The 18649-nt window shown below is 34.2% G+C and carries 19 protein-coding genes and 1 riboswitch; all 19 genes read right to left on the bottom strand.

The genetic code is table 11. The annotated features are described in order from the left end of the window. Positions 1 to 4 precede the first annotated feature (4 nt). Positions 5 to 1432, bottom strand: a complete 1428-nt coding sequence (locus tag ACLTBU_RS12005; RefSeq protein WP_412219076.1) for a YfcC family protein — start codon at positions 1430 to 1432, stop codon at positions 5 to 7. Positions 1433 to 1567: 135 nt separating this feature from the next. Beyond that, a riboswitch (Lysine riboswitch) is annotated at positions 1568 to 1747 on the bottom strand. 95 nt (positions 1748 to 1842) lie between these two features. Continuing rightward, on the bottom strand, positions 1843 to 2259 hold the full coding sequence (locus ACLTBU_RS12000) for an arsenate reductase ArsC (protein WP_337528916.1): 417 nt from the start codon (positions 2257 to 2259) through the stop codon (positions 1843 to 1845). Positions 2260 to 2345: 86 nt separating this feature from the next. Beyond that, on the bottom strand, positions 2346 to 3701 hold the full coding sequence (locus ACLTBU_RS11995; protein ID WP_412219075.1) for an MATE family efflux transporter: 1356 nt from the start codon (positions 3699 to 3701) through the stop codon (positions 2346 to 2348). Between the two features lie 213 nt (positions 3702 to 3914). Continuing rightward, complete coding sequence (locus ACLTBU_RS11990; protein WP_249332227.1) at positions 3915 to 4196, bottom strand: ArsR/SmtB family transcription factor; 282 nt, start codon at positions 4194 to 4196, stop codon at positions 3915 to 3917. A 32-nt stretch (positions 4197 to 4228) separates the two neighbouring features. Then, positions 4229 to 5398 carry an MFS transporter gene (locus tag ACLTBU_RS11985; RefSeq protein WP_412219074.1) on the bottom strand — a complete coding sequence of 390 codons (1170 nt, stop codon included), beginning with the start codon at positions 5396 to 5398 and terminating at the stop codon, positions 4229 to 4231. Between the two features lie 166 nt (positions 5399 to 5564). After that, positions 5565 to 6017, bottom strand: a complete 453-nt coding sequence (locus ACLTBU_RS11980; protein ID WP_412219072.1) for a helix-turn-helix domain-containing protein — start codon at positions 6015 to 6017, stop codon at positions 5565 to 5567. A gap of 431 nt (positions 6018 to 6448) precedes the next feature. Continuing rightward, positions 6449 to 6814, bottom strand: a complete 366-nt coding sequence (locus ACLTBU_RS11975) for a DUF5412 domain-containing protein (protein WP_249332230.1) — start codon at positions 6812 to 6814, stop codon at positions 6449 to 6451. 199 nt (positions 6815 to 7013) lie between these two features. Next, on the bottom strand, positions 7014 to 8060 hold the full coding sequence (locus ACLTBU_RS11970) for a hypothetical protein (protein ID WP_412219070.1): 1047 nt from the start codon (positions 8058 to 8060) through the stop codon (positions 7014 to 7016). A gap of 12 nt (positions 8061 to 8072) precedes the next feature. Continuing rightward, a complete protein-coding gene (locus ACLTBU_RS11965) occupies positions 8073 to 9128 on the bottom strand; it encodes a hypothetical protein (RefSeq protein WP_412219069.1) in 1056 nt (351 codons plus the stop codon). Beyond that, complete coding sequence (locus ACLTBU_RS11960) at positions 9121 to 10014, bottom strand: ABC transporter ATP-binding protein (protein WP_249332233.1); 894 nt, start codon at positions 10012 to 10014, stop codon at positions 9121 to 9123. Before ACLTBU_RS11960 ends, ACLTBU_RS11965 begins: the two co-directional genes overlap by 8 nt. Next, positions 10004 to 10396: a GntR family transcriptional regulator gene (locus ACLTBU_RS11955; protein WP_249332234.1), complete on the bottom strand. Its 393-nt coding sequence runs from the start codon at positions 10394 to 10396 to the stop codon at positions 10004 to 10006. Before ACLTBU_RS11955 ends, ACLTBU_RS11960 begins: the two co-directional genes overlap by 11 nt. Before the next feature lie 286 nt (positions 10397 to 10682). After that, complete coding sequence (locus tag ACLTBU_RS11950; RefSeq protein WP_412219067.1) at positions 10683 to 11552, bottom strand: copper amine oxidase N-terminal domain-containing protein; 870 nt, start codon at positions 11550 to 11552, stop codon at positions 10683 to 10685. A gap of 119 nt (positions 11553 to 11671) precedes the next feature. Next, positions 11672 to 12064 carry a hypothetical protein gene (locus tag ACLTBU_RS11945; protein ID WP_249332236.1) on the bottom strand — a complete coding sequence of 131 codons (393 nt, stop codon included), beginning with the start codon at positions 12062 to 12064 and terminating at the stop codon, positions 11672 to 11674. Continuing rightward, complete coding sequence (locus ACLTBU_RS11940; protein WP_249332237.1) at positions 12064 to 12972, bottom strand: ParA family protein; 909 nt, start codon at positions 12970 to 12972, stop codon at positions 12064 to 12066. Before ACLTBU_RS11940 ends, ACLTBU_RS11945 begins: the two co-directional genes overlap by 1 nt. A gap of 75 nt (positions 12973 to 13047) precedes the next feature. Beyond that, positions 13048 to 13338 carry a copper amine oxidase N-terminal domain-containing protein gene (locus ACLTBU_RS11935; protein WP_412219087.1) on the bottom strand — a complete coding sequence of 97 codons (291 nt, stop codon included), beginning with the start codon at positions 13336 to 13338 and terminating at the stop codon, positions 13048 to 13050. A 57-nt stretch (positions 13339 to 13395) separates the two neighbouring features. Further along, a complete protein-coding gene (gene mcrC / locus ACLTBU_RS11930; protein WP_320649737.1) occupies positions 13396 to 14445 on the bottom strand; it encodes a 5-methylcytosine-specific restriction endonuclease system specificity protein McrC in 1050 nt (349 codons plus the stop codon). Beyond that, the gene (locus ACLTBU_RS11925) at positions 14438 to 16576 is read right to left on the bottom strand and encodes an AAA family ATPase (RefSeq protein ID WP_412219065.1); all 2139 of its coding nucleotides are present in this window, start codon (positions 16574 to 16576) and stop codon (positions 14438 to 14440) included. The genes mcrC and ACLTBU_RS11925 overlap by 8 nt, the downstream gene beginning before the upstream one ends. Before the next feature lie 123 nt (positions 16577 to 16699). Next, the gene (locus ACLTBU_RS11920) at positions 16700 to 17572 is read right to left on the bottom strand and encodes a sugar phosphate isomerase/epimerase family protein (protein WP_249334337.1); all 873 of its coding nucleotides are present in this window, start codon (positions 17570 to 17572) and stop codon (positions 16700 to 16702) included. 11 nt (positions 17573 to 17583) lie between these two features. After that, complete coding sequence (locus ACLTBU_RS11915) at positions 17584 to 18645, bottom strand: Gfo/Idh/MocA family protein (RefSeq protein ID WP_249334335.1); 1062 nt, start codon at positions 18643 to 18645, stop codon at positions 17584 to 17586. Positions 18646 to 18649: the final 4 nt, after the last annotated feature.

The raw sequence follows: 18649 nt of genomic DNA, 5'->3' as shown, positions 1-18649 counted from the left end.
GTCATTAGCTCCATCCAATAACCTGAGCTATTGTGATAAAGGCTATCCCTAATGCAAATAGTATACCTTGTAATGGAAGTATCCATTTGAGCCATTTCGCATAAGGAATACCTGCAACACCTATGCAAGCTATAAGTATTCCTGATGTTGGGAACATTGCATTTGAGAAGCCATCCCCTAACTGGAATATTAATACAGTTAACTGACGCGATATGCCTATTAAATCTCCTAATGGTGCAAGTATTGGCATTGTTAATGCTGCTTGTCCTGAACCTGAACTAATGAAGAAATTGATAAACATTTGTACTGGTAACATTAAATAAGATGCAAGCATTCCTGAGATACTTCCTAGAACTTGTGCTAAGTGGAATAAGATAGTATCTATGATCCCAGCATTTTCAGCGAGTATGACGATACTTCTTGCAAAACCTAGCATAATTGCAGCACCTATCATGTCTTTTGCACCTAGTATAAAAGCATCTGCCATTTCATCTAAACTTAACTTTCCTACTATCCCGGCTAATAATCCTGTTACTAAAAATACTGCTGCAATTTGTGGAATCCAGAACCCCTTAGCTAATACGCCCCATACAATGGTACCCATACATAGTGCAATTAATAAAAGGATGATTTTATGAGATAACAAGAACTGATCATCTTGACTTTCAAAATCTGTTAAGTTTTGACGCTTTTTCTGATCACTTTCATAAACAGGGCTTAATTTAGGATTTTTCTTGATTTTATTAGCATAAATCATAATAAATCCTATGGCTACTAGTGTTGATACAAGCCATATAAGCGTTCTATACTCTATTCCTGAATACATTGGTATTTCTGCTATGGACTGAGCAATACCTACATTAAACGGGTTAAGCATGGCTGCTGCAAATCCTGTATTACATGCTAAGTATGTAATAGCCACTGCTACTATACTATCGTACCCTAATACTAAAGTAAGGGGGATCATCATTGCAATAAAAGGTATAGCCTCTTCTGTCATACCAAATACTGCCCCGCCTAAAGAAAACATAAAAAATATAATTGGGATAATGAAAATTTCTTTCCCTTTAAATACATTTACGATACGCATTATACCAAAGTCTATTGCCTTTGTTTTTGTAATAATATTAAAAGCACCACCTACTATAAATAAAAATGCTATAATTTCAGCACCTTCTATAATCCCTTGAATAGGCGCTTGTAAAACATCAAATACACCTTGTGGCTTGCTCTCTACATACTTAAATGAACCATCTACAACTACTGTTTTGCCTGCTTCATTTACTATTTTTTCATAAGCACCACCTGGTACTAAGTATGTAGCCACTGCAACAAGTAATATGATTGCACTTATAATTACCAGCGTATGTGGTACTTTAAATCCTCCACCTCTTTTTTGGGCGACTTCTTTATTTGATTTTGTTCGATTCATTCTTCTCACTTCCTATCTTATATTAGTCCATAAAAAAAGTCTTGAGTGAAGCTCATCACTCAAGACTTTTTATCTAATAATATATTTTTAATCGAACTCTACTTATAACCCAATTTAAAAATAATAAAATATATCTATCGTGATAGCTCATCATAAATAACTTTATGACAGTGTTATGCATATTCTACATAACCCCAACTCTATAGCCTTAAAGCTTTCAGCTATAGGTTTCGGCGGTCTTTCCTTTAGGTTTGTTTCACTGTTTGCTCAAACTCCACAAACTTACTTTTAAATCCCGCAACCTCTATCTTTTTTATTCTATTTTTGTTGAACCCATTATATATTAAAATTTTATATTTGTAAACATATCTTTTAATAATAACTATCTTTAGCACTTTTTACCAATTTTTCTATAAACTATTGACACTAAACAGAGCAATACGCTCTCTAAGCTCCATTATCTTTTCTTCTATAAGCCTAGCTGTCTTGATAAACTCTTCATCAGCCTTTCCTGATGGGTCCTCAAGTCCCCAATCTTCTCTATGTTTACATGGTAGTGATGGGCAAGCTACATTACATCCCATTGTTATCACCACATCTACTTCTGGAATGTCTTTTAAGAGTTTACTCTTTTGCGTTTTATTCATATCAATCCCATATAAGTCCTTGATAATTCTTACAGCATCTTGATTAATTTCTGGTCTTAGCTCTGTTCCTGCTGAATAACTTTCAAATACATCCAAGGCGAAATGTTTTCCTAAAGCCTCCGCCATTTGAGATCTACAAGAATTATGTACACATATAAAAGCCACCTTTAATTTATTCATTCGTTTATACTCTCCTTTTTGCCAAACTAGTCTCCTGTTATTTGCCATTTTAATAAGGTCAAGACTCTTACATAACCTTATCCTTTCTAGGCATTATACCCCTTAAATACCTTTTCATCTCCTTCATCACATCTATATTGTTTCTGCACTTTTAGCTTATAGTATAAATAAGCCACTACACCTTTTAATAAACTAGAGAGTGTAATGCTCCACCATATACCATTTATCCCAAAAAGCTGTATAAATAAAAGGGCCATCGGAATACGTAATACAGTAAATAGAATGCTAATCTTAGCTGATACTTTAGGTATTCCTATCCCTGTAAACAGACCATTCGTAATCATTTCAAGAGCACTAAATATTTGTGAAAAAGCAATAATACGTAAATAATTGCTTGCTATTTCTATCGTTGTAAGTTCATGAATAAAAAGTTTTACAATGGGTCCTGGAATAATTAAAAAAATCATGGTCGTTGCTAGAGCGTACGCCCCTCCTATTTTAATGGCTGTGGCATAGCCCTCATGGATTCTCTCATACTTCTTAGCTCCAAAATTTTGACCTGTAAAGCTGGCTACAGCTCCATTTAGTCCACCTATTACCATATAAGTTACAGATTCAATTTGTAGACCAATTTTTTGAGCTGCTAGAGCATCCGATCCAAATATAGCTATCATTCGAGCTAGTATAATATTCACGAAAGTGAAAAGTATCCTTTGGAAGGACATAGGAAATCCTAGCTTCATAATCTCAACAACTTTTTCATACTCTATCCCGATTGTTTTATCAAAAAATAAAATGCTTCTCCCCTTGTACAAGAATAAGAAAAACATAGTAACATTTGCAATAAGCGTTGCAACAGCAGCCCCTAAAACTCCCATTTTAAATGTATATATCAAGATAGGATCTAAAATAATATTCATTATAATACCTATGGCACTAATCTTAAAAGCTTCTTTATTATTTCCAAAGCTCCCTAAAAGCCTTATAAATAGTAAATTAAAAAATGCAAAAAATAGCATGGGGGCACTATATGCTAAATAAAGATAAGCATTCTGTTCAACCTCTACATTCCCAAGTTGTAAAAAGCTAATAAAACTTTTTCCTGCATAAAGGAGTAGCACTGCATAAAGCAAACCTAATAGACCATTTAGTACGAGACTTGCATTCATATAGGCCTTAGTTTCATACTCATTTTTCTTGCCCACTGCATGGGCTACTTTTATTCCTCCGCCAATAACCACCATTGCATTAATAGAGTAGCCTAGTCCTATAAAGAAGCTTGAAGAACCAATACTAGCAACAGCATCTGTTCCTAATCTTCCTACCCACAACATATCTACTAAGTTATATGCAAATTGTAATAAGGATCCCCCCATAATAGGTAATGCAAGTGCTGTAAGCACCCTTAATACATTGCCCTTTGTTAAATCTGTCTTTTTCATTTTATCTCCCTATTTCTTTATGTTTTTATAGACTTAAATGCTAAAATACTAGGTCTATAGAGTCGTAAGCCTGAGCTTATATGGATAACGCTCTATAGCAAACTTATCACGCATATAGATAACTGTCAATATGTTCTCTATTGTATTTTATATGCTCGAGTTCGCATTTTAATTGTAAAAAAATAAAAATAGGTAGGATACCTACCTGATACCCTACCTATTTTTATTGACATCTTCATAAATATCTTTAACGATTTCTAACCTCTCATTGTTTATGGTATATTTCATCCATGAACCTTCCTTGACTCCTTTTACAAGCCCACACTCCGTTAAAATCTTCATATGGTATGACAATGTAGGTTGAGTAATATTGAATTCTTCTAAAATATTGCATGCACAAAGTTCTCCACTTGAAAGCATTTGAATAATCTTAAGCCTTGTTTCATCTGCTAGTGCTTTAAATACACTCACATATTCACGATATGGATACTTCATTCCTTCACCTCTATTACATTTTGCATATATTCTTATACCATTTTATCTTTACATACTTTGCTCACTCTTTCTGAAGTTACGAACATAATAAGCACTAAAACGACTAAAAAGTAAGGTAGTAAATTGAAAGTAGTAGCCTTTGCGATCATCCCAAATAATGGTGGCATCAAAGTACTGCCTACATAAGCTGTTGCCATTTGAATACCCATTATCCCCTGAGATATTTCCTTTCCAAATCTATTAGGTGTCTCATGGAGCATCGCCGGATAAATAGGCGCGCAACCTAGGCCAACCAATATCAGACCTGCTAATTGCAAGTAACTTGAGTAAGGTATAATCAATAATAGAGCTCCGCAGATACAGATTATTTGCCCTATTCTAATCATTTTCTTATTATTAAAATACATGGCTAAGAATCCTGCTACAAGTCTACCCACTGTAATACCTAAGTAAAAAAGCGCTGCCCATTTTGCAGCTTTTTCTGCCGGGATGCCTTTACTTATAACCAAATAAGAACTTGCCCATAACCCTGTCGTTAGCTCAACTGCGCAGTAACAAAAAAAGGCCACAAGTGCTGGTTTCGCTCCTTGTATTTTAAGTAAAGCACGAATATTTATATCACTCTTAGTAGCTTCCTCTTCATTTGTATGGGTTTCAAACTTCTTCCACAAAGGCAATGAAACAACTAGCCCTATCACTAAAACAGCCTGAATAATCCCAATTGTAGCATAACCTATTCTCCAGCCATTTTCTTTTAAGAGAAACAGGGACATAATGAATGGTCCTGCTGTAGCCCCTATTCCCCAAAAACAATGAAGCCAGTTCATATGCTTTGCTTCATAATGCAGCGCAACAAAGTTATTTAATGCAGAATCTACAGCACCTGCTCCTATTCCCATTGGAATGCCAAGTATACAAATCCAAAGAAAACTTGGTGAAAAGTATATACCAAGTAGCCCTGCTGCTGTTAAAAATACGCTGGCAGTTGTTACGATACCCGTTCCAAATCTTCTAATGAGCTTTGCACTAAAGAAGCTTGATATAATCGTTCCTCCCGAAACAATCATTGTAGATAAACCAGCTGCTGATACAGGTACATTAAAATCTTGATAAATCATTGGCCATGCCGATCCTAAAATAGCATCCGGGAGCCCCAGACTAATAAAGGCTATATAAATAATAATTAATAATGTAGTAAGCATACTTTCTCCTCTATATTGATTTCTTTCATTCATTAAGTATCTTTAATATATATATTTTTATTTAGCCAGTCAATCTAATTTTATTGTCTTAAGTATAAAAATAGCCTCTTCAACTGAAGGGGCTATTTTCATGGACAAAATTCCTATTGGGTTCATTAACTTTAATTTATTTGATTTTATTTTTCTTGTTCTCGGATTTAAACTTTTGATATAGCATATCTTTTAAAATTAAAACTGTATCCTCATCATTGAGATTGAACATGTTTTTAAAATGGTCATAAAAATTGCAGATTTGTTGGCAATAAGGCTGTATTCCTTCTATACCTTGATAAGTAGCTAAAATAGGATATTTTTTACTCCACGCACTTGTCCAGTCAATTTCATCAACTATCATTTCTATGCTTGTAATATCGCCGCTAAGATTACTTCCACTTATAAGGTAGTCATAACTTACATTATAGAGTTGACTTAACAATTTTACTTTAATTAATTCTGGAACTGTTTGGTCAGTTTCCCACTTGCTCACAGTTTGTCTAGATACCCCTAATCGATCTGCAACATCTTCTTGAGATAATCCAGCTTTTTTACGCAAATCTAGTAATTTATCACCTAATGACATTATAATCACCAGCCTTTCAATGAGTCTAAGTTCACTTGTGTGTAGTATACCTCACATATCAACTACTTTCTACCAAGTAAAGTTGGAATTTTGTCAACTAAACTTAACATCTCAATACTATTTGCTATGTATAATAAATGGCAGCAAGTAAATATCTATTTTACAATTATTTTAACACTCTAATAAGTTTATTTAAATATTTATCATTTTACTATTTAATCCTAATCACCAATAATCATTTCCCTATCTTGTACAGAAATGACCCAATCATTAATAAAGAGCTTGGTTATATTTTTAGTATCTATAAGCGGACTGTCACTCCTTTCATATCTCCATACTACCTCACCACCACTAGTAAATATAATCAAAAAAAGATAGCATCTACTAAAAGTGCTATCTCAATCCAAAGATTAACTATTTGGTTAGTTGTATTATTCACGTCTATAATCATAAGTATCTTTTTCTACATCTAACACTATGTCATTTATTTTAACAGTTCTATCATCCAACCACTCAACCGTTGCTGTTTGACAATGATATTGCCAATAAATATTTTTGCTTATTCTACTTTCTTGATTTGTCACAACCCCTAATACAGCATAATCAACGGTTGCACCACCATTATTTAAATAGGTTGTCACTTCATAGGTTTGCCCTGGAGATAAATAGCTTCCTAACAACTCTTGCCCTTTTATACGTTGCACATCAAAAAATGCCCAGTAAATACCGTAAGCAAGCACACAAATAAGAATCAAAATAACTAAACATACTTCCCTAAATCGGTTACTAAGACTCATATCTTCCCCCTGCCTTTCATTTCTATCACCAATAAGATATCTATTTGTTTACTATTAGTATAACATGTCTCCGAAGCTCCATGTACCCTAAAGGAATCTATTCTTATTTTGAACAAATTCTTTCCTTTCTTTATAAATGATTATTACTCTATTCCAAAATAAAAGGGAAGGTTTTAAATCCCTTCCCTTTTCTATAAGCCTATCTATTTGACTTAGGTTCTATCACAAATTCAATTGACATCTCTTTATATTCAGACTGATCTATTGCACTATACCTAAACCTATTATTCTGCTTGGCTTTATAGCTATACTCATAATTTCCAAAGCTTCCTTTTTTACTTCCCTTTTTGCCCTGTATAACCTGTTCAACTAAGGCATTAACCTCTTCTAATTCGCTTGCTTCCATATTCCATTCATTTTTACACCAGCTCAGTAGAGGTTCAAAATAGGACAAATCGATCTCCTCATCTTTAATCTTATTGAAAATGACCCTTACTTTTTGAATCTGATCATCTTCTATAAAGAGCTGATAACCCACTGCCTTCTCTTCATAATAAGTGGCATCCACTTTTCCCTGTTCATCGTATAACGTCATATAACTTCTATTATTAAGTGATGGTGTAGAAAAACGTAACAACTTTGTTTGTCCCATAACATAAGGCGTATATACAACAAACTTATCCTTTGGTACGACTTCTGCTAACTGTTTAAAGTACTCATCCACTAACGTCAGTGGTTCATTTTCAATGTCCATATAAGAACTATAATTATAGCTTCTTCCCTCAACATCCTTATATAAGTGAGCAGGTTTAATTCTTATGGCAGCATTATTAATCACTATGTGCTGAGGATTTCTATTGCTCTCTTCTGCTCCGACCTTTTTCATAAAGTCTTGAATCCCAGGAAATACTTCATCTAATTTCTCTGCCCATTCACTATCCTCTGGCTTTAAATTATTTTCCTGAAAGAATTCCCAATCTATCTGTAATGCACGCCCACTTGAATCGAACTCATAATAATAGTCATTATATTTTTTATTAAACTCATCAGCTACTCTTTTTGTCTGATTAAGAATAGTATCCTCAACTACATAATACGCCTGACTCCCTACATCCTCAGCTTCCTCTTTTCCATACATACTAGATGGCTCTTCCTCACTGTATGTAGTCATCATACTTACTTCTTGGTAAGTACTGCACCCTGTCAATAAAATACTCCCTAATAAAATCCATGCAAATTTCTTCATCTTAATCACCTCCTATTTCTCTTTACATCCAATCCTAGCAACTTGATACATTAGGATATAACCTACTATCCCTAGAATCACTATAGATCCTAAATGGATTCCTAAATTCACTTCAGAAAACATACCAAATCCTGAAACATAAAATTGAGGTAATAGTGCCATACTTATTGTACCTACTGCAATAAATATCTTGCGACATAAACGTTTAGGAATCAGTTTACTTTGGTCTTCTACCGTAAAATATTTACTACTCAGCCACCCTAATACAAGAGCAACGCCAATAGCTAGAAGTAGTAAACAAACCTTTATACCTGTATTTCCTATAAAATGAATGTTAACCCCCTCACCATTTCTTACTTGGTTACCTGTGACTGAATCCATCATGCCATATACTACTGGTAAAGTGAGATAAGTATCTACTTGGTACCTAAAATCTATCATAAGGTTAAAATATGTTGGTAGAATCATGGCAATCGCTGTAACAACGATAGCAAATATACGATTACTAATTAGGTACTGCATCAGTAATAACATGAGATAAACTAACGTCATAATCAAATAGTTCATCAGAAGCATTAATACGATATACTGTACGGACTCTATCTCTAAAAGGCTATCTTGCCATATACTTATGCTATACATATCATTGAGCCAACTACTATGAGAAAATCGAAGTACTACAATCCCTATGGCATAAAGTACAAATGGAAGGGTATAAGTTACTACGCCACATCCCATCCTAATCCAATAAATATGGCTACTTTGTATAGGTAAGGCCTTCAAAAATCTTCCAACCTCTATATTTTTTGCATCCCTAAGTTGTACATATACGAGAAGAATAAGTCCTACAATGCTTCCTATTAACAAGAAAGGTGCAATCCAATTCAATTCTTGGCTAAACTCATTAGATATATACCAAATGCCTGAATGTTCTAAGAAGCTCTTCCTTTTCTCCCCCATCGTTCCCATAAATAGTAGAAATACACCACTACATACCATTAGGAAATATAATATCATCCACTTTAATGATCTAAACTCATATTTGATCAATGCCTTATATTTATTCATGACTCGCCTCTCTCCTTCCTCCATCTGTATAAATAAAGATTTCTTCTAAATTCATACCTATAGGTTCTACAATTCGGGCTCCAACCTTTCTTAATCTATTCTCTAGCTCCTGTGTATAACGATCCGTAATAGCATAGTACACACTCCCTAGCTTTTCAATATTCACAAATTCACTCCACTTCATAAAGCCTTCTGGTGCTTCGTCTTCAAATACAATTTGAAGCTTCTTAATGCTTGACTTTAATTCATCTATAGTAGATTGATAAGAGACTCTACCTTGATGAATAAAGGTTACCTCATCACATATTTTCTCTAGCTCTGTTAAATGGTGTGAAGATATTAAGACAGTCATTTGCTTTTCTTCTACAGCTTCAATAAGTAAATCAAGTAATTGTTTTTTTGCAATCGCATCTAAGCCTGATGTAGGCTCGTCTAATATCATTACCTTAGGATTGGATGCCAGATGTAGCATAAAAGATACTCTCATCTGCATCCCTTTAGAAAGCTGAGTAACTTTTTGATTTACCTTAATTTTAAAAATCTCATTATAGCGTTCAAAATCTTTTCTACTGAAGTTTGGATACATGGCTTCAAAGAAGTCCACTAACTCTTTTACTTTATACCCCTTAAAAAATTGGTTACGATCTGCTACATAGCCTATCATTTGCTTAGCTTCATCATTTTCCCAAACTGACTTACCATCAATGAATACTTCACCCTGATCACTCTTATAAATCCCTACTATACATTGAATCAAGGTTGTTTTACCTGCACCATTTTCACCAATTAAGCCATGAATACATCCAGGCGCTACTTCAAGTGATGCATTATGGACCGCTTGGAACTTCCCAAAATTTTTTGATACACCGTTTACTTTAATGCTCATTCTTCTCCCCCCTCAGTTCTTTAAATACTTTATCTACCTGAGCAACAATTTCTTCTTCCTCTAATCCCATGTAGTGTAATTCAATACAGATATTTTTTAGTGTTTGATATAACTCGGCCATTTTCTCCTCATCCACCTTTTTCATTGGAAGAGCACAAACAAATGTCCCCCTCCCTCTAATTGTTTCAATCACTTTTTGTCTTTCTAACTCTTGATAAGCCTTACTCACTGTATTGGGATTGATTGTCAACATTCCAGCTAATTGTCTCACTGAAGGCAACTGATCACCACTCTTTAAAATACCTTTAAGTAATTGCTCCTTTACTTGATCCACAATTTGCTCATAAATCGGCTTAGCACTTCTACCATCAATAATAAACATAGTCCACCTCCTTTAAACTTTATCTATATATTTACTTTTAGTGTATGGCTACGTGTACCAAGTGTACTATTTCAACTAGTACACTCAAAATATAATATCTTACCTCCTAAAAGTCAACTCTTTTTTGTATTTTTCAGAGATGAATCCTCTTTGCTTTTAGAAATTTCTAAGCCTCTATTTTGCCACATAAAAAAGCTAGTATACAGCCATGCTTTTAAGGCAGAATGACTGTATGCTAGCTTTTTTCGTTTATTTTTATCTTTGTTAATCCCTATTAAGAGACCCCCTATAGTGAGCTATTTATTAGGGTCTTAATATAAGTTCTCTCTTGACTCCCATCAAATATTAAATCAAGGCTTGAATAATCTTCTTCTGCTAATATCCCTATCTGATACCCATCAGCTTCTATAATTGTTAAAGGGATAATCTCTTGTGTAGAAATCATATTATACAGTTCATTTGCCTTGGTAGGTACTAAGCTACTCAGAATAAGCTTTGCCATCTCTAGATTTTCTGAATTATTCTCATGCAAAGATAAGGTTACTAATTGTTTTTCTGGTACTACTTGTGCAAATGAAATTTGATAAGGCTTTCCATCCTCACCTATAGCGTGCCTGTTGTAACTTATATTATCTATGCCAAATCTCTTATAGCCATTACCTAGTAGTAAACTCGGTACTTCTTCTAGTGGTACTTGTTTATTTACAGTAGGTACTTTGATTGGTTCACCTGATGTAGAGAGATAAGCTGTTCTATTGGCGTAGCTTATTTGTAAACCTAATGTATCCGTTACAACTCTTATAGGAAGATATACTGTATTATTTTTCATCTCAGGATTACTTAATAATTGAATATATCCATCATTGGATTTGGCATTATGATAATCTACTGTAAATTCAATGAATTTATCCCCTTTTGTTATCGTAGCAGTCTGTTCTTTATTATCCCAGCTTACATCATAGTTAAGTTTTTCTGATAATAGTCTTAATGGTATCATAGCGTTCCCATTATCACTTATATATCCTTCACCAATAATGACCTGATCAAGAGATATAGATATAGGCTTTGCTAAAGTTCTAGCTTGAGCTTGTACTGGCGTAAGTACTAATAGAGCAGCTAAAGTTAGGTTCATTATCTTTTGTATTAATCTTTTCATTTTGCTAAACTCCTTCATCTTTTTTCTAGCTTATTATACACTTTTTAACACCTCATTTTCTACTTCCCTAACGCAAAATATGAATTTAAGTAAAAAATTCGGATTTTCTCACCTTCTGGCTAGCTTCCTACTTTACTCCCTAATACTGCCATTTTTAACCTATTCCCTACCGTTGCCTGTATGATTTTCTCTATAATTTGATCTTTATTATCTCTGCTTTTAATGCAGGCACTTAAACTTTTTGCCAGTTCTACTAGCTTAGGCTTACTTAATTTTAGTCCTTGTAAGTAGATTTGTGCCTCTTCATAGGTTTGACATTGTTTCAATGCTTCTTCATAAACCACTAATTGCTTATCTACTTCTTTGACAACCTTTTTACTTTTATGTACTTCTTGTAATCCTAAAGTAAACTCTCCCTCTAGCCATTTTGAGAATTGCTTTTCATCAAGTCCTTCTATAAATTTTAAGGCGAGTTTATAGCCTTTAATCACTTCTTGTGCACCTATTGCCATCACTTATCCCCCATTCTCTGTAGTACTTCTTGTAAGAGCGCTTCAAACTCTTCAGCAAGCTTCTTTTCCATTGGACCTGATTTGCTTCTTAAAATAGTAGGGATTTTATTGTTCTGCCCCATTACACTTTGATTAAACCTGATACGTGTATTAAAATACTTTAATGCCTGGTCCTTAATTTCTTTTTCATACTGCTTATTAATAGCAATGAGATCATCCCCACTGGTTTGCACCATAGTTGCTACAGTCCCCATAAGTTGTGGATGCAAATTATGATAAGGTAAACTAAAGTAAGCGATACTTTGGTTAGTATCTCTCACTAATTCCTCTACATGTCCTTTCAGCGTTAATCCACCTAAACTAGATAAGTGGTCAAGTCTTGTTGGGACTAAATAGTAATCACTTGCCACTACAGCACTTTGTGTAATGATGCCAAAGCTCGGCTGGCAATCTATCAAAATCATATCAAACTGTTCTTTTAACTTCTCTATTTCCTTATCTAATAAATAAAGTATAGCCATTTTATTTCTTATTTGCTTACGCCTTGTTACACCTAGACACCTTTGTGCAAGTTCTATCTCTACTTTAAATAAATCTGTATGAGAAGAAATAATCGTAATGGGTCTTGTTAAATGCTGATTGACTTCTAAGTTCTCTGTAAATAAGGTTTCAAAAGGTATCTTATTGCCATTCAAACAGCTATCATACCATTTTTTAATGGTATGATTTTCTCTATACCGCGTCCCCCATTGCTCTACAGGTATAAATGAAAAAGTCAGACTAGCTTGTGGGTCTAAATCTACGACTAATACCCTATGACCTTTGGTAGCAAGGCCTACTGCTAGATTAGCCACTATACTTGTTTTACCTACTCCTCCTTTGTAGTTAACTACTGAAATAACCGCCACTTATCTTCCTCCTGCTCTCACTATGCTTATCCTTATAATATATGGTGTGAGAGGTGCTGTTATGAGTAGGTTTGTCTACATACTCATAGAATCTTGATACTTAAAGCTTATTATGCTTATATAATAGAAAAAAGATAATACCCTTATATAGGCATTATCTCTTCTTTTATTATTTACTAATTTAGGTGCTCTCTCTAATGCTATAGGGCTACCATTAAGTTGAGCACTCTTAGAACCTACAGTTAAAAAAAATGTTGTATCACCTTTTGAACAATATGCTGTAGATAATGTACTGTCCCACTCAATTTGAATTCCTAATGCATCGCATAAAGGCCTGATTTCTACTAAAGCCATTTCATTATCAATAATACCTTTATATACTGCTCTATCGTTATGAGTAGATTTTTCTACAAAAAAGCTAGCCTATTCGGCTAGCTCCTTCACTAAATCATTAAGCTGTTGTTTGATTATTTCAAAATCTCCACTTAAATCTAATGTCTTAACATTAATCTTATTACCAGCCATCCTATATTCATGGTCTGGCATAATTGCTTCATCTGTTTGAGCATATAGAAGTGCACCACTTACCTTACCAGATTGCATGACATCATAGTTTTTAACATAGGTGAATATCTGATACATATTACCTGAGTGTAAAGCCTTACTATGAAACTGCCCATGTTGTTGCAGTATTGAGCTATAATATTTTGTATCAATAATCATTGTCTTATCTTTATATTCCAACGTAATATCTGTCTTCATAGTCGGTAGTAATTCTACATATCCATCATCTACATTCCAGTTAATATGCTTAGCTGACACCTTAAATTGTGGGTAATGCTTTTTATAAAAAGCAAATATAAATTTTTCGTATAATCTATGCATATGTTGCTCATCTATATAGTGTCCTATTTTTTTAGAACCCTCTTCCTCCGTCATCAGTAAGCCCTTTATGACTAAATAGCAAATATTCAGCAGCATCTTATATGTAGCATTATGCCTGTGATACTTAATAGCTTTCCATTGAATTGTATAAGGATTTACTTCCTTGACATTTTGAAAATATATAAGTACTTTTTTCATTTTTTTCTTCTGAGCTAATGCCACATCTGGACATCTTAGGAGTAAGTTCGCTGTTGTCTTTAATATTTGATTCATGTACATATTCTCTGAATACTCATCATAGACGCAGATAAGTTGTCTTCTAAACAAAGTTTGAGCTTTAATAGAATTTGTGACATCTATTTTTCCTCTTGGAGAACTTAAAGATTGCATTTGCCTACAGTATTCTCGCCCTAATCCTCTTCTTATTTGATTAGCAATCCCCTGGGCAAGAATAGCCGCTAACAAATCACTTGTATACTGAAATGTTTCAGTCTCTATATGCTTATACGATTCCTCCTTTAAAGATTGAAAAGCATAGGCAAGCATGTAATAAATGTTTTTAATATAGATACTTTTATTCTTAGTCATTTAAAATATCACTCAACCTTATTTGCCATTTTTCCACTTGAGTACTATCATCAAACCAATATTCATGGATAAGAGGCAATAGTTCATATTTAATAACAGCTTCAATCCATTCATCTGTAATAGGATCATCTGTACACAAATAACTATGTCCTATTCTAAAGCCTGTTCCTAATGCCTCATCCTTACCAATATCCTGATTTAATGCTTTAATCGTATCTACAAGTACGCCAAACTTAGGATGACCTACTTCTTCTCTTACCTTATTAAAACCTTCTGAATCAAAAGCAGGCTCTAGTTCATAAAAAGCAAATCTCCTTCTAAGCGCATAATCAATCATAGCCAGACTTCGGTCTGCTGTGTTCATCATCCCAATGATATGTACATTACTCGGCACTGAAAACAACTCATTCGCATAAAGTAAACGAAGCTTATCTCCTCTTTTATCTTTCTCAATAAGCATAAGGAGTTCCCCAAAAATTTTACTCAAGTTACCTCTATTAATTTCATCAATGATAAAGAAATAATCCCTTTCACTATCATCTTGTGCACGTTTACAAAACTGATAAAAAGGCCCTTGCATCAGTTCAAACCCATCTTGAGTCGGGCGATACCCCATAATAAAATCTTCATAGCTATAACTTTGATGGAACTGAACCATCATTACTCTACTTGTGTCCTTAGTACCCATTATAGAATAAGCTAACCTCTTAGCTGCAAAAGTTTTGCCTACTCCAGGTGCTCCTTGAAGAATAAGATTTTTCTTATACTTAAGCAAGCCTACTAATGTCTCATACTGCTGTGCATTCATATAGACTTTGCTCAAGAAATCTTCTTCTAAATAGCTATCATACTCAATCTCTTGCTCTTCTATCTCTTCAAATCCTTCTTCTGTTTGTGTCATCATCACTTCTATTTTTTCACGGTAATCCACATAAGAAGATATATCCGTTAAAGTCTTCATCACTGCCCGACCTGGATGCTCCCAATTTCCTTTATGCGTCCATTTCACTCTTCGAATATATTTGTAATCTTGTCTTGCCTCATCAAAAATATAATCACTTTCAACAACCCCTCTTCCAATAAGAGCTGATACACCTTTTTTTACATATATAATATCTCCGATTTGCATGTCATGCATAAACTGCCAAGTCGCTAAAGAAGCATTCGTATAACTTTTATTACTGTCCCATAGTGCTTTCATCTTCATGCGCATAGATTCTCGCGTAGTATATTGTCTTAAATCACCGAGTTCCTCCCAGCCTATTCCCATAATGCCCTCATCGTAGAACTCCTCCCATTTACAAGAGTTCTCTCCTGGTGCATAAATCCAATACCTTGTTTCTGACTCCCTTAAGTTTTCTCCATATTCATCACAGCTCTCTTTAATTTCATTGATATTATTTCTTTTCCATGCCTCATGTGAAAGATGTGAAAAATCATGATATGGGATTCTATTTTGGCTAAATGCTCTTTTTAGGCAATCAACTATATTAAGATATACCAAAGCATTTGGGACAGTTTTAAATTCATTTTTCAAATCATATTGCCAGAACATTAAATCTTTATTGTTTTTAATAAGAAATTCTCTATTGCATCCATCAAGATTAAGATATGTTTCAGGCCTAATCCAATATAATCCTATAGATAGCTTCCATTTAACATAAGGTTGTTGTATAACCTTATCATAGTATGTAATAAAATCCTTTTTTGTATTTTCTTTAGGATTATCTGCATAAGCAATAGCTACTTCAAACATTTCCCATAGATTTGGTATGTCTTCTGTTCTTTTCTTTATATCTCCAAAAAACCAAGCATTTCTAGGGTCAAGTATAGGTACTCCTTCAAATGAAGTCGGTACCTCTTCTGATATCTCTAATTCTTGTGCTAACAAAGAAAGAATCCGAATACGTTTTTCATCTGTAATGTGCTTATTAAAACAACCAAAAATTGAAAAAGGACAAATATCTTCTAGTCGTTCTTCTTCAATCCTAAAAGGAAATCTCATATCTATTTTTTTAAATACTTCTTCTAATAAAATAAGTAAACCTTGTCTATTATTTTTATATCTTAATAATTTATTTGCAAGCTCTGGATAAAATTTAGTCCATTGAAATACTTCTTTTTCACTCACTTAAAATACCTCCTTTAAATAATTCATCTATATCATAACAAATAATTTAAATATTTTATACAAAAATAGCCTAAATCCCCCTTTTGGGTGAAACTTAGGCTATTTCCATCATTCTCTTATACTTTAAGCATTACTTATATAACGTCTTAAATTTTCCAGTCCAATTTGAATACCTTTTATGGGATCTTCCATCCCTTCAAACTCAATAGCCATATACCCATCATATCCTACTGATTTTAGAATACTTATACACTGCTGCACTGGTACATGTCCATGCCCAATAATCATCCCTCTTAAGTAGTTTCCACCTCTTGTTTTAAAGAAACCAGCTCCAGGATTTATACCGCTACCACTTTTTACAAGAAAATCTTTAGCATGAGCATAGAAAGCATAAGGTGCTACCCTACTTACGGCCTGCACAGGGTCTTCATCTACACATAGAAAATTCCCCATATCTACTAATAAACCAAAGTTTGGATGAGCAACCGCATTAACGAGCTTTTCTACACGCTCACTATCTTGGCAGAAAAAGCCATGATTTTCTACAGTGGTCCTGATTCCTTTACTTTCTGCATAAATTGTCACCTCCCTGCATCCTTCTACTAGTCTAGGTAGAGCCTCATTAAAGCCTCTATAACCTCTATCCCCCTGATTGTAGCCTCTTGTGGCATCGTGCCTAACAATTTTGGCACCTAATACCTGGGCAAAGTTTATCATCTCTTTTACACGCTTAATCTCTGCTTTTAGATCTCCCCCACTTCCATAAAGGAAATCTGCTCCAAAAGTAAAGCTTGATATAGGCATCTTAACGCGGTTAGCTTCCTTAGCCAGCTGGTGTACATATTCTTCTTTCGTATTCCCATCATGGGGGATTATCTCTACGAGTTCAATAGCATCAAAGCCCATTTCCTTAGCCTTACCTATGCAATCGAGTTGTGTTAATGTTCCATTTCCTATTAGTCTTGAAAAACTATAGCTACTTACAGATACTTTCATTGAGGTTCTCCTTATTCAATAATCACTTCATGCCCTGTTCTGGCAGATTCATAAATGGCATCGAGTATAGTCATAATCTCAATACCATGCTCTGCTGGAGAAATACACTGAGTCTCACCTTTAACACAATCTACAAAGTGATTGATTTCATTATCAAATAAGCCATCAAAATCTAACGCTGTCTTAGCAGCAAGCTGAACGTCTACCATGTAGTCATTGATTTCTGTGTACATTTCAAGTTCTGGACTTAATTTTGCTCCACCTTTTGTACCAAACAGTTCAATAATTCCTTCATCCTTCTTAATATTTAAACTAAAACTTGCTTCTATAGACACCACTGCACCATTATCATATCGAATCATGGCTGTAGCTAAATCTTCTACATCACAAACATCATGATTTGTTTTCTCCATTGAACAGTATCCTGTACCGCCTTTGATGTTTTTTCTATCAAAAAGTTTTTGGAAGGTAGCGCCATAAACTGAGACAGGCTTAGGATTATCCATAAGGAATCTTGTAAGGTCAATAACGTGTACACCTAAGTCAATTAATGGACCACCACCAGAGCGTGATTTATCTCCAAACCACCCTCCTGGATTGCCCTTTCTTCTTAAGTAAGTAGCCTTGGCATAATAAATATCTCCTAAGAAATCTGTGCTCTGATAATCCTTAATAATGTTAGCATCATTTCCAAAGCGTCTCACAAAGCCAATCATTAAGAGTTTGCCCGCCTCATCAGCAGCCTTTTTCATAGCTCTTGCTTCTTCCGCATTCATAGCCATTGGTTTCTCACAAATAACATGCTTACCTGCTTTAAGGGCTGCAATAGAACAAGGTGCATGGGCACTATTCCATGTACATACACTGACTGCATCTAGTTCTTCAAGTTTTAGCATTTCATTCATATCTGTATAAATACGTGAAACCTTATATTTTTCTCCTACTGCTTTTACACGTTCCTCATTAATATCACAAAGTGCATAAAGCTCTACATCTGGATTTTTCAAATACCCCTGTATATGTAAATGACTAATACTTCCTGTTCCAATAATACCTACTTTAATTTTACTCATTTTG

The sequence above is a fragment of the Zhenhengia sp. genome (genome assembly GCF_046966505.1).
GTDB classification, from domain to species: domain Bacteria; phylum Bacillota; class Clostridia; order Lachnospirales; family Cellulosilyticaceae; genus Zhenhengia; species Zhenhengia yiwuensis.
Note: the sequence above shows the minus strand (reverse complement) of the source record. Positions and strands in the feature narration are given on the sequence as shown.

Coding starts and splice junctions, on each gene's coding strand:
- ACLTBU_RS11955 (WP_249332234.1), bottom strand. CDS start 10,396: ATGTTTATTATTGATGGTAGAAGTGCTAAGCCGATTTATGAGCAAATT.
- ACLTBU_RS11945 (WP_249332236.1), bottom strand. CDS start 12,064: ATGGCAATAGGTGCACAAGAAGTGATTAAAGGCTATAAACTCGCCTTA.
- ACLTBU_RS11990 (WP_249332227.1), bottom strand. CDS start 4,196: ATGAAGTATCCATATCGTGAATATGTGAGTGTATTTAAAGCACTAGCA.
- ACLTBU_RS11915 (WP_249334335.1), bottom strand. CDS start 18,645: ATGAGTAAAATTAAAGTAGGTATTATTGGAACAGGAAGTATTAGTCAT.
- ACLTBU_RS11985 (WP_412219074.1), bottom strand. CDS start 5,398: ATGCTTACTACATTATTAATTATTATTTATATAGCCTTTATTAGTCTG.
- mcrC (WP_320649737.1), bottom strand. CDS start 14,445: ATGACTAAGAATAAAAGTATCTATATTAAAAACATTTATTACATGCTT.
- ACLTBU_RS11995 (WP_412219075.1), bottom strand. CDS start 3,701: ATGAAAAAGACAGATTTAACAAAGGGCAATGTATTAAGGGTGCTTACA.
- ACLTBU_RS11980 (WP_412219072.1), bottom strand. CDS start 6,017: ATGTCATTAGGTGATAAATTACTAGATTTGCGTAAAAAAGCTGGATTA.
- ACLTBU_RS11960 (WP_249332233.1), bottom strand. CDS start 10,014: ATGAGCATTAAAGTAAACGGTGTATCAAAAAATTTTGGGAAGTTCCAA.
- ACLTBU_RS12000 (WP_337528916.1), bottom strand. CDS start 2,259: ATGAATAAATTAAAGGTGGCTTTTATATGTGTACATAATTCTTGTAGA.
- ACLTBU_RS11975 (WP_249332230.1), bottom strand. CDS start 6,814: ATGAGTCTTAGTAACCGATTTAGGGAAGTATGTTTAGTTATTTTGATT.
- ACLTBU_RS12005 (WP_412219076.1), bottom strand. CDS start 1,432: ATGAATCGAACAAAATCAAATAAAGAAGTCGCCCAAAAAAGAGGTGGA.
- ACLTBU_RS11920 (WP_249334337.1), bottom strand. CDS start 17,572: ATGAAAGTATCTGTAAGTAGCTATAGTTTTTCAAGACTAATAGGAAAT.
- ACLTBU_RS11950 (WP_412219067.1), bottom strand. CDS start 11,552: ATGAAAAGATTAATACAAAAGATAATGAACCTAACTTTAGCTGCTCTA.
- ACLTBU_RS11965 (WP_412219069.1), bottom strand. CDS start 9,128: ATGAATAAATATAAGGCATTGATCAAATATGAGTTTAGATCATTAAAG.
- ACLTBU_RS11970 (WP_412219070.1), bottom strand. CDS start 8,060: ATGAAGAAATTTGCATGGATTTTATTAGGGAGTATTTTATTGACAGGG.